This window comes from Acidovorax sp. Leaf78, from assembly GCF_001422735.1.
Classification (GTDB): Bacteria; Pseudomonadota; Gammaproteobacteria; order Burkholderiales; family Burkholderiaceae_C; genus Acidovorax.
In genome coordinates this window covers 140,144-162,076 of record NZ_LMLZ01000021.1, presented here as the reverse complement: position 1 = coordinate 162,076, position 21,933 = coordinate 140,144, and the positions used below count along the sequence as shown (strand labels likewise).

The 21,933-nt window shown below is 66.4% G+C and carries 16 protein-coding genes and 4 tRNA genes; 9 read left to right on the top strand and 11 right to left on the bottom strand.

The window, feature by feature from the left end; genetic code table 11:
• Positions 1-69 precede the first annotated feature (69 nt).
• The 8 genes from clpX (at position 70) to ASF16_RS16760 (ending at position 6,436) form a co-directional block, all read left to right on the top strand.
• The gene (gene clpX / locus ASF16_RS16795) at positions 70-1,335 is read left to right on the top strand and encodes an ATP-dependent Clp protease ATP-binding subunit ClpX (RefSeq protein WP_056169758.1); all 1,266 of its coding nucleotides are present in this window, start codon (positions 70-72) and stop codon (positions 1,333-1,335) included.
• Between the two features lie 310 nt (positions 1,336-1,645).
• On the top strand, positions 1,646-4,078 hold the full coding sequence (lon, locus tag ASF16_RS16790; protein WP_056169755.1) for an endopeptidase La: 2,433 nt from the start codon (positions 1,646-1,648) through the stop codon (positions 4,076-4,078).
• 85 nt (positions 4,079-4,163) lie between these two features.
• Positions 4,164-4,239 (top strand) — tRNA-Gly (locus tag ASF16_RS16785).
• 58 nt (positions 4,240-4,297) lie between these two features.
• Positions 4,298-4,371: transfer RNA gene (locus ASF16_RS16780), tRNA-Cys, on the top strand.
• A 186-nt stretch (positions 4,372-4,557) separates the two neighbouring features.
• A tRNA-Gly gene (locus tag ASF16_RS16775) sits at positions 4,558-4,633 on the top strand.
• A gap of 150 nt (positions 4,634-4,783) precedes the next feature.
• Positions 4,784-4,876: transfer RNA gene (locus tag ASF16_RS16770), tRNA-Leu, on the top strand.
• Between the two features lie 224 nt (positions 4,877-5,100).
• Positions 5,101-5,742 carry a DUF6806 family protein gene (locus ASF16_RS16765; protein WP_056169751.1) on the top strand — a complete coding sequence of 214 codons (642 nt, stop codon included), beginning with the start codon at positions 5,101-5,103 and terminating at the stop codon, positions 5,740-5,742.
• A 166-nt stretch (positions 5,743-5,908) separates the two neighbouring features.
• The gene (locus ASF16_RS16760; protein WP_056169749.1) at positions 5,909-6,436 is read left to right on the top strand and encodes a M48 family metallopeptidase; all 528 of its coding nucleotides are present in this window, start codon (positions 5,909-5,911) and stop codon (positions 6,434-6,436) included.
• Positions 6,437-6,584: 148 nt separating this feature from the next.
• Here the strand turns inward: ASF16_RS16760 and murI are convergent, their stop codons facing one another.
• From murI to ASF16_RS16740, 4 genes are all read right to left on the bottom strand, one after another.
• A complete protein-coding gene (murI, locus tag ASF16_RS16755; protein WP_056169746.1) occupies positions 6,585-7,526 on the bottom strand; it encodes a glutamate racemase in 942 nt (313 codons plus the stop codon).
• 321 nt (positions 7,527-7,847) lie between these two features.
• Positions 7,848-9,413, bottom strand: coding sequence for a fumarate hydratase (locus ASF16_RS16750; RefSeq protein ID WP_056169745.1), 1,566 nt, complete (start codon positions 9,411-9,413; stop codon positions 7,848-7,850).
• A 241-nt stretch (positions 9,414-9,654) separates the two neighbouring features.
• Positions 9,655-10,089 (bottom strand): hypothetical protein, encoded by a 435-nt coding sequence (locus tag ASF16_RS16745; RefSeq protein ID WP_056169742.1) that lies wholly within the window; start codon positions 10,087-10,089, stop codon positions 9,655-9,657.
• 181 nt (positions 10,090-10,270) lie between these two features.
• Positions 10,271-12,433 (bottom strand): bifunctional diguanylate cyclase/phosphodiesterase, encoded by a 2,163-nt coding sequence (locus ASF16_RS16740; protein WP_056169740.1) that lies wholly within the window; start codon positions 12,431-12,433, stop codon positions 10,271-10,273.
• A 469-nt stretch (positions 12,434-12,902) separates the two neighbouring features.
• Between ASF16_RS16740 and fumC the strand changes: the two genes are divergently transcribed.
• Positions 12,903-14,288, top strand: a complete 1,386-nt coding sequence (fumC, locus tag ASF16_RS16735; protein ID WP_056169737.1) for a class II fumarate hydratase — start codon at positions 12,903-12,905, stop codon at positions 14,286-14,288.
• Between the two features lie 104 nt (positions 14,289-14,392).
• Here fumC and ASF16_RS16730 read toward each other — a convergent pair whose 3' ends face one another.
• The 7 genes from ASF16_RS16730 to ASF16_RS16700 form a co-directional block, all read right to left on the bottom strand.
• Entirely contained in the window at positions 14,393-15,184 is a 792-nt protein-coding gene (locus ASF16_RS16730; RefSeq protein ID WP_056169733.1) for a Crp/Fnr family transcriptional regulator, read from the bottom strand.
• Positions 15,185-15,367: 183 nt separating this feature from the next.
• Positions 15,368-16,579 carry a DNA topoisomerase IB gene (locus tag ASF16_RS16725; RefSeq protein ID WP_056169731.1) on the bottom strand — a complete coding sequence of 404 codons (1,212 nt, stop codon included), beginning with the start codon at positions 16,577-16,579 and terminating at the stop codon, positions 15,368-15,370.
• Between the two features lie 306 nt (positions 16,580-16,885).
• Complete coding sequence (locus tag ASF16_RS16720; RefSeq protein ID WP_056169727.1) at positions 16,886-17,590, bottom strand: response regulator; 705 nt, start codon at positions 17,588-17,590, stop codon at positions 16,886-16,888.
• 1 nt (position 17,591) lies between these two features.
• Complete coding sequence (locus tag ASF16_RS16715; RefSeq protein ID WP_056169722.1) at positions 17,592-19,238, bottom strand: ATP-binding protein; 1,647 nt, start codon at positions 19,236-19,238, stop codon at positions 17,592-17,594.
• Positions 19,239-19,266: 28 nt separating this feature from the next.
• Positions 19,267-19,560, bottom strand: coding sequence for a hypothetical protein (locus ASF16_RS16710; RefSeq protein WP_056169719.1), 294 nt, complete (start codon positions 19,558-19,560; stop codon positions 19,267-19,269).
• Positions 19,561-19,814: 254 nt separating this feature from the next.
• Positions 19,815-20,738, bottom strand: coding sequence for an intradiol ring-cleavage dioxygenase (locus ASF16_RS16705; RefSeq protein ID WP_056169715.1), 924 nt, complete (start codon positions 20,736-20,738; stop codon positions 19,815-19,817).
• Between the two features lie 135 nt (positions 20,739-20,873).
• Positions 20,874-21,917: a YiiG family protein gene (locus tag ASF16_RS16700; protein ID WP_056169710.1), complete on the bottom strand. Its 1,044-nt coding sequence runs from the start codon at positions 21,915-21,917 to the stop codon at positions 20,874-20,876.
• Positions 21,918-21,933: the final 16 nt, after the last annotated feature.

The following is a 21,933-nucleotide window of genomic DNA, read 5'->3' as shown; positions in this document are numbered from 1 at the left end:
GGGGAAGACGCCGTTTTTTATTTGGTTATCATCCCGACAACTTTCCGTACGTAACAAGGCATTGCCCCCATGGCCGAGAAAAAAGGCTCTTCCAGCGAAAAAACCCTCTACTGCTCTTTCTGCGGCAAAAGCCAGCATGAAGTGAAGAAGCTGATCGCCGGTCCGTCCGTCTTTATCTGCGACGAGTGCATTGACCTGTGCAACGAAATCATTCGCGATGAGCTGCCGGCCGGTGACGTGGCGCGTGAAGGCCGCAGCGATCTGCCCACGCCGGTGGAGATCAAGACCAACCTGGACAACTACGTGATCGGCCAGGACGTCGCCAAGCGCACGCTGGCAGTGGCGGTGTACAACCACTACAAGCGCCTGCGCCACAAGGACAAGGCCCACAAGGACGATGTGGAGCTGTCCAAGAGCAACATCCTGCTGATCGGGCCCACGGGCTCGGGCAAGACGCTGCTGGCCCAGACGCTGGCGCGCATGCTGGACGTGCCTTTCGTGATGGCCGACGCCACCACCCTGACCGAAGCCGGCTATGTGGGCGAGGACGTGGAGAACATCGTCCAGAAGCTGCTGCAAAGCTGCAACTACGAAGTCGAGCGCGCGCAGCGCGGCATCGTCTACATCGACGAAATCGACAAGATCTCGCGCAAGTCGGACAACCCCAGCATCACCCGCGACGTGTCGGGCGAGGGCGTGCAGCAGGCGCTGCTCAAACTCATCGAAGGCACCATGGCCAGCGTGCCGCCCCAGGGTGGGCGCAAGCATCCGAACCAGGACTTCCTGCAGATCGACACGACCAACATCCTGTTCATTTGCGGCGGCGCTTTCGCGGGCCTGGAGAAGGTCATCGAGAACCGCACCGAGGCATCGGGCATCGGCTTTGGCGCATCGGTCAAGAGCAAGAAGCAGCGCTCGCTGACCGAAGTGTTCACCGAGATCGAGCCCGAGGACTTGATCAAGTTCGGCCTGATCCCCGAATTGGTGGGCCGCATGCCCGTGGTGACGGCGCTGGCCGAGCTCAGCGAGGACGCGCTGGTCGAGATCCTGACCGAGCCCAAGAACGCGCTGGTCAAGCAGTACAGCAAGCTCTTGTCCATGGAAGGCGTGGACCTGGAGATCCGTCCTGCGGCGCTCAAGGCCATCGCCCGCAAGGCACTGGCCCGCAAGACCGGTGCCCGTGGTCTGCGCTCGATCCTGGAGCAGTCGCTGATCGGCACGATGTTCGACCTGCCCAATACGAGCAACGTCGAAAAGGTGGTGGTGGACGAGTCCACCATCGAAGAAAACAAGCCGCCGCTGCTCGTGTACCGCGAGGCGGCCAAGAAGGCCTGAAAGACATGGCGCCCGCCCTGAGTCGCTCAGCGGCGTTCCCCACCAGGGAACACCGCCAGCGCGGCAGGGCGGCCCTATCGCGGCGGCCGCTGCTGGCCTGCGACGCGACAGGTTCACGCGTCTTAAGCGTTTTGAATGACGCTGGGCGGCCTGCATGTGAGATGTCTCCGCGGTGCACGCCATTGAAGGCATGCACTGCACAGGGCGGCCGCTGGCGCTGCCCTTCAACCCTTCTTCCGGTACGGATGGCAGAAGGGGTTGAAAATCCCCACGGGTGGACCATATTCCACTGAGTTAACTGAGGATTTCCATGTCCGGACATACCCCCCTACCTGCCACCCCGCTCGATCTGCCGCTGTTGCCACTGCGCGACGTGGTGGTGTTCCCCCACATGGTGATCCCGCTGTTCGTGGGCCGTCCCAAGAGCATCAAGGCGCTTGAGATGGCCATGGAGGCCGATCGCCGCATCATGCTGGTGGCCCAGAAGGCCGCCGCCAAGGACGAGCCTTCGGTCTCGGACATGTTCGATGTGGGCTGCGTCTCCACCATCCTGCAGATGCTCAAGCTGCCCGATGGCACCGTCAAGGTGCTGGTCGAAGGCCAGCAGCGCGCGGTGGTGACATCCATCGAAGACGGCGAGACCCACTTCACTGCCACGGTGACGCCGGTCGAGGCCACGCCCGATGCCAACAAGCCGAGCGAGATCGAGGCCCTGCGCCGCGCGGTGATGCAGCAGTTCGACCAGTACGTCAAACTGAACAAGAAGATCCCGCCCGAGATCCTCACCTCCATCTCCAGCATCGACGACCCGGGCCGCCTGGCCGACACGATTGCCGCCCATCTGCCGCTCAAGCTCGAGAACAAGCAGGTGGTGCTGGATTTGGCCGACGTGAAGGCGCGCCTGGAAAACCTGTTCGAACAGCTCGATCGCGAAGTCGACATCCTCAACGTCGACAAGAAGATCCGCGGCCGCGTGAAGCGCCAGATGGAGAAGAACCAGCGCGACTTTTACCTGAACGAGCAGGTCAAGGCCATCCAGAAGGAACTGGGCGAGGGCGACGAAGGCGCCGACATCGAGGAGATCGAGAAAAAGATCAAGCTCGCCAAGATGTCTGCCGAGGCGCGCAAGAAGGCCGATGGCGAACTCAAAAAGCTCAAGCTCATGTCGCCCATGTCTGCCGAAGCGACGGTGGTGCGCAACTACATCGAAGTGCTCACGGCTTTGCCGTGGGCCAAGAAGACCAAGATCAAGCACGACCTGGTCAACGCCGAAGACGTGCTGAACGAAGACCATTACGGCCTCGACAAGGTCAAGGACCGCATCCTTGAATATCTTGCAGTGCAGCAGCGCGTGGACAAGGTGAAGGCGCCCATCCTCTGCCTGGTGGGCCCTCCTGGCGTGGGCAAGACCTCGCTGGGCCAGTCGATCGCCAAGGCCACCGGCCGCAAGTACGTGCGCATGGCCCTGGGCGGCATGCGTGACGAGGCCGAGATCCGCGGGCACCGCCGCACCTACATCGGCGCACTGCCGGGCAAGGTGCTGCAGAGCCTGTCGAAGGTGGGCACGCGCAACCCGCTGTTCCTGCTGGACGAGATCGACAAGCTGGGCACGGACTTCCGGGGCGACCCGTCGAGCGCGCTGCTGGAGGTGCTGGACCCCGAGCAGAACCACACCTTCGGCGACCACTACGTCGAGGTTGACTTCGACCTGTCCGACGTGATGTTCGTCGCCACGTCGAACTCGATGAACATCCCGCCGGCCCTGCTCGACCGCATGGAAGTGATCCGCCTGTCGGGTTACACCGAGGACGAGAAGACCAACATCGCCATGAAGTACCTGCTGCCCAAGCAGCTCAAGAACAATGGCGTGAAGGACGAAGAGCTGCTGATCACCGAGCCCGCCGTGCGCGACATGGTGCGCTACTACACCCGCGAAGCCGGTGTGCGGTCGCTGGAGCGCGAGCTGTCCAAGATCTGCCGCAAGGTCGTCAAGGGACTGCAGCTCAAGAAGCTGGAACCCCAGGTGGTGGTGACTGCTGACAACCTGCCCGACTTCCTGGGTGTGCGCAAGTACACCTATGGCCGTGCCGAGCTGCAAAACCAGGTGGGTCAGGTCGTGGGCCTGGCATGGACTGAAGTGGGCGGCGATCTGCTGACCATCGAAGCCGCCACCATGCCCGGCAAGGGCGTGATCACCCGCACGGGCTCGCTGGGCGACGTGATGAAGGAGTCGGTGGAGGCCGCTCGCACGGTGGTGCGCAGCCGGTCCCGCCTGCTCGGCATCAAGGACGACATGTTCGAGAAGCGCGACATCCACATCCACGTGCCTGACGGCGCCACGCCCAAGGACGGCCCGAGCGCGGGTGCTGCGATGACCACAGCGTTCGTCTCTGCACTCACCGGCATCCCGGTGCGTGGCGATGTGGCGATGACCGGCGAGATCACGCTGCGCGGTGAAGTCACCGCCATCGGTGGCCTCAAGGAAAAGCTGCTGGCCGCACTGCGCGGCGGTATCAAGACCGTGCTGATCCCCGAAGAAAACGTGAAGGATCTTCAGGAGATTCCGGACAACGTGAAAAGCGGCCTCGAGATCGTGCCGGTGCGCTGGATTGACAAGGTGCTGGAAGTGGCCTTGGAGCGCAAGCCCGAGCCGCTGACGGATGAAGAGGTGGCCGAAGTGGCTGCGGCTGCGGCCGAAAAAGCCCGTGCTCCGGCGCCGTCGGGAGATGGCCTCAAACATTGATGCAAATTTTTTGGAGAGCCCCAAAAAATGCGCTACAATTCACTCCATCGCAGCAAACGTTGTAGAATGTTAGGCTTCGGTAAATGCGGGAATAGCTCAGTTGGTAGAGCGCAACCTTGCCAAGGTTGAGGTCGAGAGTTCGAGACTCTTTTCCCGCTCCAATTTCCACAAAAAGGGAAGCTTTTGCTTCCCTTTTTTGTCAGAGGAATGTGAATTCCTGGCGCGGTAGCAAAGCGGTTATGCCCCGGATTGCAAATCCGGTTAGTCCGGTTCGACTCCGGACCGCGCCTCCAGATATTCCGGGCTCTGCAGTTTTCTGACTGCCCAAGCCCGGAAGTGGTCCTTGCTTCTGGCAGGGCCTGTCAGGGTGAAGAAATTGGTAAATTTTTCGGCTTGCAAATTTGCAGTGCTGAAAAATGGCGATATAATTTGAGGCTTGCTGATTCGCACTGACGGAAGCGTCAAGAATCACAGCAAATGCGGGAATAGCTCAGTTGGTAGAGCGCAACCTTGCCAAGGTTGAGGTCGAGAGTTCGAGACTCTTTTCCCGCTCCATATTCCAAAGGGAAGCTTCGGCTTCCCTTTTTTCTTGGTCGGTGCAGGTCCTGGCATGTTGCTACAGACCCGCAACTCCAAGAAACAGGGCATTGCGCGCATGCGTCGCCCGGGTTACGCTGCAACGCAGGTGTGCGTTGGGCAACCGGCGCCCCGATGGTGAAATTGGTAGACACTGCGGACTTAAAATCCGCCGCTTTCCTGAAAAGGGGCGTGCCGGTTCGACCCCGGCTCGGGGCACCACGACGATGAACCTGAAAATGGCAATGGACCGCTTGCTTGCTCACCTCTCATAGGCCGCATGGATGCTCACTTCGCCTGTTTCCTACGCCTTCATCCGTGAAGCACACAGCGCCAGCGGTTGCGTCCGTTGTAGCGGGTGCGGCCGCTCTGTATCGCGCCGCCTCGCCTGCACCCCGACAGCCGCATCGGCTCGCGCATCCCACTGCCGTTTCTAGGCCCATCCCATGTCAAGTTACAACGTTCCCTTCGAGATCCATGTCCACGGGCAGGTCCAGTTGCGTGCCGATACCAATTTCGAGCAACTGCAGGAGGCGCTCAAGCCCTTGTGGAAGTACGCCGGAGCCCGTTCGCTGGCCGACGGTGCAGCCAGCGCTTATGAAGAAGAGCCGGGCATCCGGTTCGACGCGCAGGAGCATTTGCTGCAGGTCTGCTGGACGGTGCGCGGCGACGAAGACTTTCGCCAGTCGCTGGACGAAATGTGCATGAACCTCAATGAGCTGGCCGAGCTGGGTGCAGCCATCGAAGTCACGTTCTACGACGCTGACTTCGACGAGGAAGAGGAAGGCGAGGGCGCCGAGTCGCGCGACGACTTCGTGATGCTGTTCGTGGGGCCCACGCCTGCCGCCATCATGCAGGTGCAACGTGACCTGCTGGTGCAGGATGTCGTGAACATGATGGAGCGCCACTTCGATGGCGCCGAGCTCGGCGGCGTGGTGGCCGAGATCGACAAGCTCTTCAGCCAGCGTTTCGATGCGCTCGTTAATTCGCTGGAGATCGGCAAGCCCCCGCGGGGCCCTGGCAATGGCGGTGCGGGCGGCAGCGGCGGCCATGGCGGCGGTGGCCGTCGTCCGCGGCATTTGCACTGATCTGCCCGTCGAACAACGCGGGCAACCGAGCGATGGCGTTGCGAAAGGCAGCGCCATTGTGCTTTCTGGGGCCGCATGACGCCCCTTGCGATGATTCGATGGAGTACCGGGGCCACCGTCGGCGATGACGCCTGATGGCTCTGAACCGCCCGAGGCCTTGTTTCCGATGACCACCGACCTTCCTTACCTGCGCTCTTACCCCGAATCCCTGCAGGACCAGGCCCGGGCGCTGCTGGTGCAGGGCCGGCTGGGCGCCGTGCTGCTGGGCAAGTACCCGCGGCCCCATGCGGTGCGCAGCGACAAGGGACTGTACGACTACACCCAGGAGCTCAAGGCGCGCTATCTGCGCAACGCGGGCACCATCAACAAGGTGCTGTTCGACAACAAGATCCACGTGGTGCGCCACGCCCTGGGCCTGCACACGGCGGTGTCCCGCGTGCAGGGCAACAAGCTGGCGGCCAAGCACGAGATCCGCATCGCGGCGATGTTCAAGCAGGCGCCGGACGAGTTCCTGCGCATGATCGTGGTCCACGAGCTGGCCCACCTGCGCGAGAAGGACCACGGCAAGGCCTTCTACCAGCTGTGTGCGCACATGGAGCCGAACTACCACCAGTACGAGTTCGACCTGCGGCTGTACCTCACGCACGTGGAGCAGTCGGGCGAACGCCTGTGGGGCGCGGCAGAGACTGCGTGAGCGACGGGCGCCTGCAAGCTATGCCCAACGCATTGCTACAAAATTAATAGCTGCTAGCGACCGTCCACCGTGCGGTAGGTACTTAAAAAGCCTGAAGTCGGATGGCGGTGCGACCTGCGATCCGCAGCCCGGGGCCTGGCTTGAAGCCTCAGGGTACTGAAACAGTGGAACAGCAATCCGCAGGCAGCCCCAGCCAGCGTTGCGCCCCGGCTTGAAGCATGGCCACAGACCCGGTCGTCAGGAGGCGCGTATTCGGCACGTCCGACAGAGATTCGTCTGGGCCCTTATTTTCGGCATCAGCAGCAGCTCCACCATCCGCATCCTCAGCCGCATGCGCCAGGGCGCCAGCGCGGGCGTGGCGCAGCAGGCCCGCGGACTCCAGCAGCCGCCGCGTCTGCCGCGCCACGGGTTCTCCCGTCTCGATGAATTGCACACCGGGCCCCACCAGCGCCCGCAGTTCGTGCGCCACGAAGATGTAGTGCGTGCAGCCCAGCACCAGCGTGTCGATCTGCCCGAGCCCAGTGCCGAAATCGCCCATAGCGCGGATATAGCGCTCGCACAGCGCGCCGGTCTCGGTGGCGCCGACCGCGCTGCCCGGGGCGGGCTCGGGCAGGTCGACGCTGCGCTCGATGGCATGGGCCAAACCGTCGCACGGCTGCACCACAAATTGGGCCTGGCCGTCCAGCGACGCGAGCAGCTTGCCGAACTTGCTGCTGGTCAGCGTGCCCCGGGTCCCGATGACGCCCACGCGCCCGGTCCGGGTCACAGCCAGCGCGGGCTTGATAGCCGGCTCCAGCCCCACCAGGGGCAGGTCGGGGTAGCTGCTGCGCACTTCATGAATGGCGGCCGCCGTGGCGGTGTTGCAGGCCACCACCAGGGCCTTGATGTGGTGCTGCTCGCGCAGATACCGGGTGATGGCGTGCGTGCGGGTGCTCACGTAAGCATCGCCACGCTCGCCGTAGGGCGCGTTGGCACTGTCGGCCAGGTACACGAAGCGCTCATGGGGCATGGCCGCCCGCAGGGCGCGCAGCACGCTCAGCCCACCCACGCCGCTGTCGAACACACCAATAGGAGAAGAAGTCAGCGGCATTGAGCGGCCCATGGGTTGGACAAAGAACTGGATTGTAGAAAGGAAGCTGCGGGTATGCAGCGCGAGGCCCATGGCGACCTAGCGGCGGGCACTTGGCGAACCCAGGGCATGGCAATGGGGAAGTCGGGTTGAGGCTGGAATATGGATCGGCTCGCGCGCCTTGCACCACGCCGCCTACGCCGACCAGACCGCGTAGGCCGTGCGTTCTGCGGCAAGGACCTTAGGGAGGCTCACTTGCCTTTTCGCACCCCATCAAAAGAAAACCGCCCGAAGGCGGTCTCTGCGAGGTTGCGCAACGCGCTGGCTCTGGCAGGCAATGCGTCAGGCGCCAGCCACTTCGATGCCCTTGAACTCGCCGGTAGCAATGCGCTTTTGCCATTCGGCCGGGCCGGTGATGTGGGCGCTGGTGCCGCCAGAGTCCACGGCTACGGTCACGGGCATGTCCACCACGTCGAACTCGTAGATGGCTTCCATGCCCAGGTCCTCGAAGCCCACGACCTTGGCGGTCTTGATGGCCTTGCTGACCAGGTAGGCGGCGCCGCCCACGGCCATGAGGTAGGCGCTTTTGTGGTTCTTGATGGACTCGATGGCCACCGGGCCGCGCTCGGCCTTGCCGATCATGGCGATCAGCCCGGTCTGCTCCAGCATCATGTCGGTGAACTTGTCCATGCGCGTGGCGGTGGTGGGGCCGGCAGGGCCCACGGCCTCGTCCTTCACCGGGTCCACGGGGCCCACGTAGTAGATGACGCGGTCGGTGAAGTCCACGGGCAGCTTCTCGCCCTTGGCCAGCATGTCCTGGATGCGCTTGTGCGCGGCATCGCGGCCGGTCAGCATCTTGCCGCTCAGCAGCAGGGTGTCGCCGGGCTTCCAGCTGGCCACTTCTTGCTTGGTCAGCGTGTCCAGGTTGACCTTCTTGCTCTTGTTGTAGTCGGGCGTCCAGTTCACGTTGGGCCACAGGTCCAGGCTGGGTGGCGTGAGGTACACGGGGCCCGAGCCGTCCATCACGAAGTGCGCATGGCGCGTGGCAGCGCAGTTGGGGATCATCGCGATCGGCTTGCTGGCCGCGTGCGTGGGGTACATCTTGATCTTGACGTCCAGCACGGTGGTCAGGCCGCCCAGGCCCTGCGCGCCGATGCCCAGCGCGTTGACCTTCTCGAACAGTTCCAGGCGCAGCGCCTCGACCTTGTCGAGCGCGGGGCCGCCGGTCTTGGCGGCTTCTGCCTTGGCCTGCAGCTCGTACATGTCCAGGTCGTCCATCAGGCTTTCCTTGGCCATCAGCACGGCCTTTTCTGCCGTGCCACCGATGCCGATGCCCAGCATGCCGGGCGGGCACCAGCCGGCGCCCATGGTAGGCACGGTCTTGAGCACCCAGTCCACCACGCTGTCGCTGGGGTTGAGCATGTACATCTTGGACTTGTTCTCCGAGCCGCCGCCCTTGGCCGCGACGGTGATGTCCACGGTGTTGCCGGGCACGATCTCGGTGAAGATCACCGCGGGCGTGTTGTCTTTGGTGTTCTTGCGGTCGAACTGCGGGTCGGCCACCACGCTGGCGCGCAGCGTGTTGTCGGGGTGGTTGTAGCCGCGGCGCACGCCTTCGTTGATGGCGTCATCCAGGCTGCCCGTGAAGCCTTCCCAGCGCACGTCCATGCCCACCTTCAGGAACACGTTGACGATGCCGGTGTCCTGGCAGATGGGGCGCTGGCCGGTGGCGCTCATCTTGCTGTTGGTGAGGATCTGTGCGATCGCGTCCTTGGCCGCGGGGCTTTGCTCACGCTCGTAGGCGCGGGCCAGGTGGGCGATGTAGTCGGTAGGGTGGTAGTAGCTGATGTACTGCAGCGCGGCAGCTACAGATTCGATGAGATCGTCCTGGCGGATGGAGGTGGTCATGGCGGTTCGTGGGGGAGTCTTTTATGGAGGACGCTGATGCGTCCCTCTCCCACCCCCCGCATGCGCCGCCTGGCAACCAGCGCTGGGCCGCAGACCGCACTGCCGAAGGCAGGCGGACCGTATTTTGACAGACCCCCACCCGAGGCGTCCCAGGCGAGGCCAAAGGCCGGCACCTGTGTTCGGCCTTAGTGGCCCTCCCAGGTGCCCACCGGTGGCCCTTGCCACCGGGTTGGACGGGCCTTTATGCAGTGCCGTTCGCCTCGTCCTCGTCGGCCTCGACCGCGTCATCGGTGTCGTTGCCGCCGGGCAAGTCGTCCGCGCTCAAGGGGGCATCGGCCTCGCGGTTGCTGCGCTCGGTGTCCACGTCCTGGCCCTCGTCGTCGCCGACCATGCCGTCATCGGGATCTGCGTCGTCTTCGCCGGGGCCGCCGGTGGCCATGGTTTCCACATGGTCGGGCAGGATGTCGCGGGCCGTGGGCTCCGTGCCGGGGTTCACGCTGCTGCGCTCACCGGTGCCGAAGCGGTCGGTGTCGCTGTCGGAGTCGGCGCTGTAGGCACCTGCGCTGTCGCTGCCCGAGTCGGACGCATCGCTGGGGCCCAGACTGTCGATGCCGGTCGCGCTGTGGGCGGGCGGAAGGTTGTCGCTGTCGATGCCGAGAAGGCTGCTGGTGGCCATGGTGTGCTCCGATCGATGGATGGATGAGGCGCTACGGGCCGGAGGGGCCACGCTGCGGGGCGGGAGAACCGCAATCACTCCATCGTCTGCGCGCCACGCGCTGCGCCATGTCAGGCGGCGCTGACATGGGCGTCGTCCATCTTCGCCGGAGCCCCCTGCAGATCAGAGTGCAGGGGCCAGGTCAGAGATCCGGCAGCGACCCGATGACGGACGGCGTGAAGTCCGCGCTGCCTGCGGGCTTGTCGCCCTGCGACCATGCCAGCAGCATGTTGGCCGGCATGGGGCGGGCGTAGAAGAAGCCCTGCAGTTCATCGCAGCCCATGCCCAGCAGAATGTCGCGCTGGCCGCTGGTCTCCACCCCCTCGGCCACAACGCGCAGGCCCAGGGCATGCGCCAGGCTCACCACCGCAGCCACCACGGCGCGGGCGTCTTCGCTGCTTTCCAGGTCGTTCACGAAGCTCCGGTCGATCTTGAGCTGCTGCGCCGGCAGCTGGCGCAGGTAGTTCAGGCTCGAATACCCGGTGCCGAAGTCGTCGATGGACAGGAACACCCCGATGCGCGCCAGCCCCTCGAAGGTGCGCTGCGTGGCCTTGATGTCCTCCATGGCCACCGATTCGGTGATCTCGCACAGCAGCTGCGAGGCATCGAGCCCGTGGCGCAGCAGGGCCTGCTCGATGCGCTCGGCCAGCCCGGCCTCGCGCAGCTGGTGCACCGACAGGTTGATGGCCACCCGCATGCGCAGGCCGCTGTCGGCCCACTCGGCTGTCTGGCGGCAGGCTTCGTTGATCACCCAGTTGCCCAGCCGCCCGATCAGCCCGAAGCGCTCTGCCAGCGCGATGAAGACCAGCGGGCTCACCATGCCGTGCTTGGGGTGGTTCCAGCGCAGCAGGGCTTCCACCCCACTGATCTGGCCACGCGTGCCGTCGATTTTGGGCTGGTAGTGCAGGGCCAGCTGGCCGCGGTCGATGGCCTGGCGCAGGTCGTTTTGCAGCTCCAATTGTTCGGATGCGTCCGAGCCCATGTGCGGCTCGAACAGCGCATAGCAGCCGCCCCCGGCACGCTTGGCCGCGTACATGGCTGCGTCGGCATTGGCGACCAGCTTGCCGCGCTCGCCATGGTCGGGATGCACCACGATGCCGATGGAGCACGCGATCTGCACCTTCTTGCCCGAGACCTCGAACGGCTCCGACAGGGCCGCGAGCACCCGGTTGGCCATGGTCACGCAGGCGGCCACGTCGGTCACGTCTTCGAGCAGGATCAAAAATTCGTCGCCGCCCACACGGGCCACGGTATCGGACTCGCGCGCCTGGCGCTGCAGCCGCTCGGCCGCGCTGCGCAGGATCACGTCGCCCGCCGCGTGGCCGAACGAGTCGTTGATGGGCTTGAAGCCGTCCAGGTCCACGAACAGCACCGCCAGGCGGTCTTCCACGCGGTGGTGGTTGGTGCGGTCCAGCCGAAGGAGTGCATGGATCAAGCGGTCCTCGAACAGCAGCCGGTTGGGCAGGCCGGTCAGCGCATCGGCGAAAGCGCGTTTTTGCAGCTCGTCATTGGCGGCCTGCAGGCGGGTGTTGCTGTCGGTCAGCGACTTCGTCAGGCGCTCGGCCGTGGCCTGCAGGCGCGCGTCCAGGATGGAGGTGAACAGCGTGCTCACCAACAGCATGCCCGTGGCCATGAGCACCATGGCCGTAAGACCCGGGCCGCCGAGCTGGCCCGCGCTCAGGCACACCGCACCCTTGGCAAAGCTGGCCGCCGCCATGCCGGTGTAGTGCATGCCGCAGATGGCCACCGCCATCACGAACGATGCGGCCACCTGGTACGCCAGGCGCTGCCCGGGCTGCACGCGGCGCAGCAGCTTGAAGATCAGCAAGGCCGTGGCCGATGCCAGCACCGCGATCAGCACCGACAACGCCACCAGCAGCGGGTCCCACACGATGCCCGGCGCCATCTCCATCGCCGCCATGCCGATGTAGTGCATGCCGCTGATGCCGGCGCCCATCACCAGCGCACCCATGGCCAGTTGCACACGGCCAAAGTTTTCGCGGCTGGCCAGTTGCAGGGCCATGGCCGACGCGGCCACGGCGGCCAGCCACGACAGCAGGGTCGGGCCGCCGGCAAAGCCGATCTCGATGGGCAGCCGAAACGCCTGCATGCCCAAAAAGTGCATGGCCCAGATGCCCGTGCCCATGACGATGGAGCCTGCGGCCCACCAGGCCAGCCCCACGCGGCGCTGTGCCGTGCGCACGCGGCGCGCCAGGTCCAGCGTCACGTAAGACGCCAGCATGGCAATGGCAAAGGAGGCGGCCACCACGAACAGGTTGTAGCTGGAGGGCATGAACGTGTTCATGGTGCGAAGAAAGCTGTGATGGAGTGGGCAGGGTGCATCGGGCGCGCGGCGCCGTCAAGGGGCCCAGGGCAGATACGCAGCGGCAGCGCCATGCAGGGGGCAGGGCACGGTCGCGCACGTCGGAGTGTATAGACCGGTGCGAAGGTGCGCTGGCGTGGGGGCTTGGCGGGCTGGGTGGTGCTGAAGGGACCGTTCGCCGACCATGCCCCCACCAGCAGTGGTGGCGGCGCGGTCGGCTGCCCGCTGCGGCGGGGCTTGCCGCACACTGGCCGCGCCATGCTCGTGCACAGGCCATCCAGGCTAACAAATGAGAATGGTTCGTTTTTGCATTATGCTGCCGGGCGCGCCGGTGTTCCGGCTGCTCTTGGGCGTCAGACGCAAGCCCTCCCCCCGGTCCCCATCGCGGCCTCGCCGGGGCCCCGCCGTCTGCCCGCCCGCTTTCTGTTTTTTTCTTGGAGAACCGCTGCCCATGACCTCCCGTACCGAACGCGACACCTTTGGCCCTATCGAGGTCCCTGCCGACAAGCTCTGGGGCGCGCAGACGCAGCGCTCGCTGCAGAACTTCGACATTTCGGGCGAGCAGCAGCCGCGCGAGATCATCAAGGCGCTGGCCCAGGTCAAGCGCGCTTCGGCCGTGGTCAACCAGGCCCTGGGCCTGCAGGATGCCAAGAAGACCGACGCCATCGTGGCTGCGGCCGATGAGGTCATCGCCGGCCAGCACGCGGGCGAGTTCCCGCTGGTGGTGTGGCAGACGGGCTCGGGCACGCAGACCAACATGAATGTCAACGAGGTGCTGGCCAACCGCGCCAGCGAGATCCTGGGCGGCGAGCGCGGCGAAAGCCGCCTGGTCCACCCCAACGACGACGTGAACCGCAGCCAGTCGAGCAACGACGTGTTCCCGACCGCCATGCACGTGGCCGCGGTGGAGGCCCTCACGCACAAGCTCCTGCCCGCCATCGCCAAGCTGCGCGCCACGCTGGCGAAGAAGGCGCAGGACTTCGATGGCATCGTCAAGATCGGCCGCACCCATCTGCAGGATGCCACCCCGCTCACGCTGGGCCAGGAGTTCTCGGGCTACGTGGCGCAGCTGGACCATGGCGAGCGCCATGTGCGCGCCGCGCTCCCCCACCTGTATGAACTGGCGCTGGGCGGCACGGCGGTGGGCACGGGCCTGAATGCGCCCAAGGGCTATGCCGAGCAGTCCGCCGCAGAGTTGGCGCGCCTCACGGGCCTTCCCTTCGTCACCGCGCCCAACAAGTTCGAGGCCCTGGCCTCGGTGGACGGCCTGGTGCACGCCCACGGCGCGCTCAAGACGCTGGCGGCCAGCATGATGAAGATCGCCAACGACGTGCGCTGGCTGGCCAGCGGCCCGCGCAGCGGCATCGGCGAGCTGAGCATCCCCGAGAACGAGCCTGGCTCGTCCATCATGCCCGGCAAGGTCAACCCTACGCAGAGCGAGGCGGTGACCATGCTGGCTGCCCAGGTGTTCGGCAACGACGTGGCCATCAACTTCGGCGGTGCCTCGGGCAACTTCGAGCTCAACGTCTTCCGCCCCATGGTGGCCCACAACTTCCTGCAGAGCGTGCGCCTGCTGGCCGACGGCATGGTGAGCTTCAACGACCAGTGCGCCGTGGGCATCGAGCCCAACCGCGAGCGCATCACCGAGCTGGTGGACCGCTCGCTCATGCTGGTGACCGCGCTCAACACCCACATCGGCTACGACAAGGCGGCCTATATTGCCAAGAAGGCGCACAAGGAAGGCACGAGCCTGCGCGAAGCGGCTGTGGCCTCGGGCCACGTCACGGGCGAGCAGTTCGACCAGTGGGTGGTGCCGGGCCACATGGTCGGGCGTTGATCGCAGGCCGGGGGCGCAACAAGCGCCAGAGTATCGGGGCCGCACACTGTTGGCCCGATATCCGTCATCCTCGCCAGTCCTGCGTTCGTGCAGTGCCGTGACCGTCAGTCACCGTGCTGCGACGCTTCCTGCTGCGCCAGCGCTTCGAGCTGCTCCTGCTGGTAGACCACGATGCTGCGCTGGTGGATGCCGATGATGCCTTCGCGCTCCATCCACTTGAGCTCTACATTGATGCGTTGGCGTGAACCGCCCAGCAGCTGCGCCAGCTCGTCCTGCACCAGCGACAGCCCGATGGCGCCGCGCTGGCCGGGCACGGCGGCGCGCTCGCCAAAGCGGCGCAGCACGTGCATCAGCTGCTTGGCCAGCCGCGCGCGCAGGGGCAGGGTGGCCATGTCTTCCATCATCCAGTACAGGTAGCGCATGCGGCGCGCCTGCAGCGTGAGCAGCGCCTCGCCGAACTCCGAATGTTCGCGCAGCAACTGGCGGAAGACGCCCTCGGCCACGCTCAGCACCGTGGTGGGGCCATGGGCGTGCGCGTCGTAGGTGTTGGGGCCGCGGTGCAGCACCTCGGCCTCGCCCACCCAGATTCCGGGCTCCACATAGGCCAGCGTCACCTGCTTGCCCGACGGCGTCGTGCGCCGAAACCGGATGGCGCCGCTCGCGCACGCAAACCAGTCCTGCGCCAGGTCGCCTTGCTCTACGATCATCTGGCCGTGGGTGTAGCGTGTGACGCGGCCCAGCCGAAAGATGTCGTGCCGCAGCGATGGCGTGAGCGCGGCGAACCAGCGGCCGCGGTTGATGGCTTCGCGTTCGGGCAGGCTCAGGAAGGGGCGTTGCTGGTGGCGGTCGGCCAGGAGATTCGCGGACTCTGGCGTGGAAAGCGTGTCTGTGGACATGGCGGCAGGCTGCAGATGAACGGAGCCGGCCTGTGCGCAGGGCCGGGCTGAAGGGCGGTGGAGAAAAGCGCAGCTTCGCAGTTTAGCGATGCGGCTTGCGGCATCAGGGGGCGCGCGGCACCTGCGCGACACCCCGTGGCCTGGTGCCGAAAATTGCCTGCGTGCCTGCCTCCCGCGTGTCACCTATGCCTTGGCTTGTGCGCGCACCTGTACCTTGCCGGCTTTGGAGGCTTTCGGCGTCTTGGGTGTCTTGCGCGGTTTGCGCAAGAAAGCCAGCAAGCGGCGCTCTGCCGCGCTCAGGCCGCGTGGCGACGCGCTGCCGCCGATGCGGTCCCACACGTCCTGCATGCCGGGCCCGGCGTCGGATGCCAGGCGCGAGCCCAGCTCCAGCACCGCGGGATGCACGTACGACTTCTTGCACACGGCGGGCGTGTTGCCCAGCTGGCGCGCCACCTCGGCGAGGATGGTCTTGGCGGTGTAGCGCACGCTCTTGTCGGTGGGGTCTGCGGCGTCGGCCTGTGTGCACGCCAGGCGCGTCAGCTCCAGCGCCTGCGTGGTGCCGTGCCAGGTGCGAAAGTCCTTCGCGGTGAAGTGATCGCCGTCGGTGTCGGACGCGCCGTGCGTGATCTCGCGCAGGTAGTCGTTCACGTCGCCCGAGCCCACGGTGCGCGGGGTGCCGTCCTCATCTTCGTACTGGAAGAGTTCCTGCCCCGGCAACTGCTGGCAGTGCCGCACCACGCGGGCCACACGGGGGTCGCTGAGTTCGGCCTCCTGCTGCACGCCGCTCTTGCCGCGAAACCGCAGCGTCAGCTGGCTGCCTTTGACCTGCACATGCCGCGTGCGCAGCGTGGTCAGGCCGTACGATTTGTTGGTGGCGGCGTATTCCTCATTGCCCACGCGCAGATAGGTGGTGTCCAGCAGGCGCACCAGTGTGGCCAGTACCAGCGTGCGCGACAGCGGCTGGCCGCTGCGGTGCGCGGCCAGGTCGCGTGCCACGCGGGCGCGGATGCGCGGCAGCGCACGCCCGAAGGCCTGCATGTGCTCGAACTTGCCCTCGTCGCGCTGCGCGCGCCACTGCGCGTGGTAGCGGTACTGGCGCCGTCCGCGCGCGTCGAGCCCGGTGGCCTGCAGGTGGCCGTTGGGCCGCGGGCAAATCCACACGTCGGTGTACGCCGGCGGGATGGCCAGGCGCTGGATACGGGCGATCTCTTCCGCGTCCTTGAGCCACTGCCCGTCTGGCTGGCGGTAACGAAACGCCTTTTCGCCGCTGGGCACACGCGACAGACCGGGCATGTCGGGCGTGACGTACACCAGGCCCCCGGGCAGCCTGGGCGGGCGGGGGGTTGTGGTTTTGGGGGGCGCAGATGCGCGGGTCGAAGAGGATGTAGCGGGCATCGGGGCGGTATGGAGGATGGACCAATGTGGCCCGATCAAACCCGTGCCTGGTCTGCGGCGGTGTAGGTGCGCTGCGTGCGGCAAAGTGAGACATCGGCCGGACTCGTGGCTGATGGAGCCATCCATTCGAATAAAAAATGGCCCTATCGCTTGATGGGCGGGCGCTGCCAGCTATTTAATTGATAGCAAACGGGGATGCGGCAGCGTCGATGAGATGCGTGCGGTGTTGGCGGGTCTGTACAAGCAGCCCCTGCGCGGGCGCTCCTGCCTGCATGCCGCTGCCTGTGCGTCCTGCTGCGCGTCCTGTCAGTCACCCGCAGTCGCGCTCGGGTCCAGCGCAAAGCCCACGCCGTACACCGAGCGAATCCAGTCGCTGCCGTCGGCGCTGGCGGCCTTGAGCTTCTTGCGCAGGTTCTTGATGTGGCTGTCGATGGCGCGCTCGTTCACATCGAGCGTGTCGTCGTACGCCTGGTCCAGCAGCTGCGCGCGCGAGAAGATGCGCCCGCGGTGGCGGGCCAGCACCTGCAGAAGCAGAAACTCCCGCCGCGTGAGGCCCAGCGGCGTGCCGTGCAGCGTGGCCTGCCAGTGCAGCTCGTCGAGTACCAGCGCCGCCACGGTGGTGGTGGTGCCCGGCGGCGGCGGCGTGGCCGCGGCGCGGCGCAGCACGGCCTTGGCGCGGGCCACCACCTCGCGCGGCGAGAACGGCTTGCAGATGTAGTCGTCGGCGCCCAGGTCCAGGCCGATGAGGCGGTCCACCTCTTCCACGCGGGCGGTCAGCATGATGATGGGGTGCTGTGTGTGGCGGCGGGCCTGGCGCAGCACCTCCAGGCCATCCATGCCGGGCAGCATGATGTCCAGCAGAGTCAGCGCGGGCGGCGCCGCCAGCATGCTGGCCAGCGCCGTGCGGCCGTCGGCGTGGTGCTCGACGGCGTAGCCCGCGTGGCGCAGGTAGTCGACCACGATGGCGGCGATGTCGGGTTCGTCTTCGACGACGAGGATGCGGTGGGTCATGTCACGGGGTGGATGGGGAGTTGTCCAGCAGGGGCAGGTCCAGCGTGATGCGCAGGCCGCCCAGGGGCGACGCCTCGGCCGTCAGGGTGCCGCCGTGCGCCAACACGATGGCGCGGCAAATCGCCAGGCCCAGGCCCGAGCCGCCGTGGTCACGATTGCGCGAAGTGTCGGCGCGGTACAGGCGCTCAAAGATGCGGGGCAGCTCGTGCGCGGCCACACCGGGAGCGCTGTCGTCCAGTTGTACCCGCAGCATCGGGGCGCCGCCTGCGGACTGCACCTCCAGCGCGGCAATGCGCAGCGCTCCGCCCGCGTCGGTGTAGCGCAGGCTGTTCTCCAGCAGGTTCATGAACACCTGGTGCAGTTGCTGCGCATCACCATGCACCAGGGGCGCAGGTGACTGCGTGGCCAGGGCGTCGAGGCCCGTGGTGTGCACGCTGATGCGGGCCTGCGCCAGGCGCGGGCGCATCGAGGCCAACGCCTCGGCCAGCAGCGACAGTGGGTGCACCGGCACCTGGGCCGACGGCGCGCTGCTGCCCGCGGCATCCAGGCTGGCGCGCAGGTCGCCCACCAGCTGGATAAGGCGCATCACCTGTCGGTGCAGGCGCAGCGCGGTCTTGTCGTCGAAGGTGCGCACGCCGTCCTGCACGGCCTCGATCTCTGCGCGCATCGCTGCCAGGGGCGTGCGCAGCTCGTGGGCCACATCGCCCAGCCACTGGCGGCGCGATGCCTCGATGCTCCCGAGCTGCTCTGCCATGGTGTTGAAGGTACGGGCCAGTTGGGCCATTTCGTCGTTGCCGTGCACGGGTACGCGGGTGTGGAGATGGCCCTGTGCAATATCGCGGGCGCCGCTGGCCAGGGCATCGACCGGTGCCAGCCAGCGCCGTGCCAGCCAGCCGGACAGCAGCAGCGCCAGCACCAGGCCGGCGAGGCCCGTCCACACCACAAAGCCCAGCTGCTGCGCCAGAAAGGCCTGGTCCGCCTCGCTGCGCACGCCCTGGGGAGGCGCCAGCACCAGGTGTCCGATGGTCGCGCCGTTGGCACCCCGCAAGGCCAGGCGGGCGCCGCCGGGCTGTGGTGCGGTGCCTGCGATCAGCTGGTCCTGTGCGTCGACCAGGCCCAGGCGAGGGTAGAGGTCGTCAGGGTGGCGCTGCGGAGGCAGGGGCGGGCGGCCGTCGGTCGACGCGCCCATGCCGGCCGTGCCTGGCTGGCCGGGTGGTGGGCCGTCAGGCGGTGGATAGCCGTCTGGCGGCGGCTGTGGGCGGCCGTTGTCTGGAGATGCGCGGTCTGCCGGGGCAGCATTGGTGCCTGGCGGTGTCGCATTGCCAGGCGGCGGGTTGCCCCAGGAGGGCGGGGCGCTGAAGCCCTCGCCGCCGGTGCCGCCCGGCCTGCGCTGGCCGCCGCCGGGGTGGCTGAGGCGTCCCCACAGGCTGGGCTGGTTGCGCAGCGTGTCCCACCCGCCCACCTGGGTGTAGTGGGCCTGCAAGCGCTCGGCCAGCCAGTCCATGCGGGCGAGTTCGATCTCCGCCACATACGGCCCCAGCCCGCGCTGCAGCCCCAGCCGCGAAAACCCCGCAAAGATCAGCAGCAAGGCCACCAGCAAGGCGGCCAGGGCCAGAAAGGCTTTGCGGTGCAGGGTGAGTGAAGGCATCGGGACAGCGAAACGGCTTCAAAGGAGGTCAGCGTGCGGGCGGCGGGCCGCCTGCACCGCCGGGCCCGCCCGCAGGCATGGCCACCAGGGTGCCGTCCATTGTGCGGCATGTGCCCGCGAGCGACTTGCCGTCCGGCATGGTCAGCGTGACGCTGGCGCCCTCGGCCTTGCCCTGGCAGGCGGCATACGCCTCGGGCGGCGGCGCGGGCGGACCCTGGCGGCCCTGGGGTTGCGCGAGCACCGGTGTCGCGGACATTGCGGCGAGCACGGCCACGAGCGCTGCGCGGGCGAGGCTGCGGTGGTGAAGAGAACGAAGAAGCATGGTGCAGATTCCTTGAGGTGGTTGAAGAAAAGAAAAAAGGCGAGACCGTCGCGGCCCGCATGGATTGGTGAACTGGTGAGCCGTTGTGGGCGGCAGCGGCGCTGGCGACGCTTGGCGAGGAGCGACGGTCCGCACGCTCCGCACACTGGTCGAAACCGGCCCGCCCCAGCCACGTGCACCCATGGAACCGGCTTCGCCGGGCCATCGGGTCCGTCCGCCTCCAGGGGAAGGCGCCGAAGGCGACTCAGGGGGGCCTATGCAGCCACAGAGATCGTGATATGGGCCGAGTACCCGCCGCCGCTATTGGCCTGCATGGTGGTCATCTCCAGCGTGGTGCCGTCGCTGAAGACGTTGTCGGTGGCGAATGACATGGAGGCCAGGTTGCGCACGCTCGCGCTGTAGCCCGCATTGGCGTTGTAGATGGTGCTCAGCAGCGCGGTGGGAAAGGCCAGCTGCGTGGTCTTGATCTTGTTGCTGGCATTGCTTGCCGCAGAGAGGCTGCGGTAGACCTCCAGATGCATGTGCGGCATGCGGCCCGCATAGCAGCCTGGCACGACGGTGGTGAAGGTGACCGTGCCGTTGGCATCGGTGGCCTGCACGCCGCGCAGGTAGTTGTCGGCGATGTTGTTGGAGCTGTAGACCGAGTAGTTTCCGTCCTGCGTGCAGTGCCACAGGTAGATGGCGTAGCCCGACAGCGCGGCGCAGCTGGCGTTGGTGTTGGTCAGCGTGATGGTGATGGTGAACGGCACGCCGCTAACCTGCGTGGGCGAGCCGATGGAGGAGCGGATGTCCGAGCGCACGATGCCGCTCAGGGCCAGCACGTTGTAGGTGTTGTTGCTGGCGTTGGAGCCATCGGCAGGATAGGGGCCGGCGGTTTCTTCGGGCACAACCGAGCAGGTGGTGGTTGTCGTGCCAGTGCCTGTCGTGCCGGTGGTGCCCGTGCCGGACCCTGTGGCCGTTCCTGTGCCTGTGCCCGTGCTGGTGCCGCTACCGGCGGTGTCGGTGGACTCGCTGTCGCTGCCCCCGCCGCCACAGCCCAGCAAGGTGGCCATGCCCAGCGAGCCCAGGGCGTTCAGGGCGAAACGGCGGCTGGCGGGCGTTGAGCTCGGTGGCGCGACTGTCGCGGCCGGCGATGACGAAGTGGTGGTGGGCGCAATGGCGGCAGAAAATCGGGCCATGGTGGTTCTCCTGCAAGTGGGTATGGCTTGCACTGTGCCAACCGATTGCGGAGAAATCTGGGAGCCGGGCCGGGCGGGGTCGAGTTGGGCCCATGCGCTGCAGCCCCGGCCCTGGGTGCTGCAGCCGCTGCAGTGCTACATGGCGTTGCTGGCGTTCACGAGGTCGTTGTAGGCCTTGACCAGCTTTTCGCTGCTGCCTTCCACCATCCAGCCGCTGCCGGGCTTGAGCATCATGCGCTCGCCGTCGTTGTAGGGCACCTTGTCGCGCACGCGCCGAAAGCGCTCTTTCGACGCCTTGCGGAAGTCTTCGGCGCTGCGCTCGAAGCTCGACCATCCGCTGGGCAACTCGTCCTTGTTCGGTTTGGCGAACGCCATGGCTTCGTCGGCCATGGCTTCATAGGCCTGCAGGCGCGGTGCGGCAGCGGCGGCATCGAAGGTCTCGTCGCCCAGCACATCGGCCAAGCCCTTGGCCTTGTTCATCAACGCCATCTGGTAGTAGGGCAGCTTGCGGCCCTGGGTCTTTTCGATCTGTGCGAGCTGGGCGGCCAGCAGGTTGTCGTTTTCGGCGTCCAGCGCTTTCGAGAACACGCTACTGGCCTGGTCGAAGCTTTCGAAGCTGGCCACCAGGGGGGCGTGGATGGCCTTGCCCTTGGCGAACTTGTCGTCCTTGTAATTTTCGCGGTCGTAGTAGGTGTAGGCGTCGGCCACCAGCTTGTCCATGGCCGAGAGCGAGGCCATGTAGTTCTTGCCGGCGGCGTCGAGTGCGGGCAGGGCCGGGGACAGGGCGGCTGCCTGCGTGAACTGGGCCGCGCAAGCGGTCACGTCGTCGCTGGAGATGGAGTACAGGCCGTAGACCACCATTTCGTTGCCGGTGGGGCCTGCCGCCATGTTTTTGACCCAGCTGGCATACCGGCTGATGGTGCGGTGGGCGCGCTCGTCGAGCCGGTTGTAGCAGTTGATGTATGTCTGCAGCTTGGCATTGAGGTTGTCTGCCGCAGCGGGAGGTGCGGGTTCGGCGGCAGTGTCGCCTGCTGCCGGGTTGGCAGCGGCAGCGTTGGCGGCAGGGGCCACCGGGGCGTCGGCTGTGGCCGCGTCCGGCTTGGGGCCGCATCCCAACAAGGCGATCAGCAAAAGCGGAGCTAAACCCAGGAAACGCTGGGCAGAAAACGTGGTGTGCATGGGATTCGAGGAAAAG

Bases quoted from the DNA above. Each gene is read 5' to 3' on its own strand.
- clpX (WP_056169758.1), top strand. From the start codon at position 70: ATGGCCGAGAAAAAAGGCTCTTCCAGCGAAAAAACCCTCTACTGCTCT.
- lon (WP_056169755.1), top strand. From the start codon at position 1,646: ATGTCCGGACATACCCCCCTACCTGCCACCCCGCTCGATCTGCCGCTG.
- ASF16_RS16765 (WP_056169751.1), top strand. From the start codon at position 5,101: ATGTCAAGTTACAACGTTCCCTTCGAGATCCATGTCCACGGGCAGGTC.
- ASF16_RS16760 (WP_056169749.1), top strand. From the start codon at position 5,909: ATGACCACCGACCTTCCTTACCTGCGCTCTTACCCCGAATCCCTGCAG.
- murI (WP_056169746.1), bottom strand. From the start codon at position 7,526: ATGCCGCTGACTTCTTCTCCTATTGGTGTGTTCGACAGCGGCGTGGGT.
- ASF16_RS16750 (WP_056169745.1), bottom strand. From the start codon at position 9,413: ATGACCACCTCCATCCGCCAGGACGATCTCATCGAATCTGTAGCTGCC.
- ASF16_RS16745 (WP_056169742.1), bottom strand. From the start codon at position 10,089: ATGGCCACCAGCAGCCTTCTCGGCATCGACAGCGACAACCTTCCGCCC.
- ASF16_RS16740 (WP_056169740.1), bottom strand. From the start codon at position 12,433: ATGAACACGTTCATGCCCTCCAGCTACAACCTGTTCGTGGTGGCCGCC.
- fumC (WP_056169737.1), top strand. From the start codon at position 12,903: ATGACCTCCCGTACCGAACGCGACACCTTTGGCCCTATCGAGGTCCCT.
- ASF16_RS16730 (WP_056169733.1), bottom strand. From the start codon at position 15,184: ATGTCCACAGACACGCTTTCCACGCCAGAGTCCGCGAATCTCCTGGCC.
- ASF16_RS16725 (WP_056169731.1), bottom strand. From the start codon at position 16,579: ATGCCCGCTACATCCTCTTCGACCCGCGCATCTGCGCCCCCCAAAACC.
- ASF16_RS16720 (WP_056169727.1), bottom strand. From the start codon at position 17,590: ATGACCCACCGCATCCTCGTCGTCGAAGACGAACCCGACATCGCCGCC.
- ASF16_RS16715 (WP_056169722.1), bottom strand. From the start codon at position 19,238: ATGCCTTCACTCACCCTGCACCGCAAAGCCTTTCTGGCCCTGGCCGCC.
- ASF16_RS16710 (WP_056169719.1), bottom strand. From the start codon at position 19,560: ATGCTTCTTCGTTCTCTTCACCACCGCAGCCTCGCCCGCGCAGCGCTC.
- ASF16_RS16705 (WP_056169715.1), bottom strand. From the start codon at position 20,738: ATGGCCCGATTTTCTGCCGCCATTGCGCCCACCACCACTTCGTCATCG.
- ASF16_RS16700 (WP_056169710.1), bottom strand. From the start codon at position 21,917: ATGCACACCACGTTTTCTGCCCAGCGTTTCCTGGGTTTAGCTCCGCTT.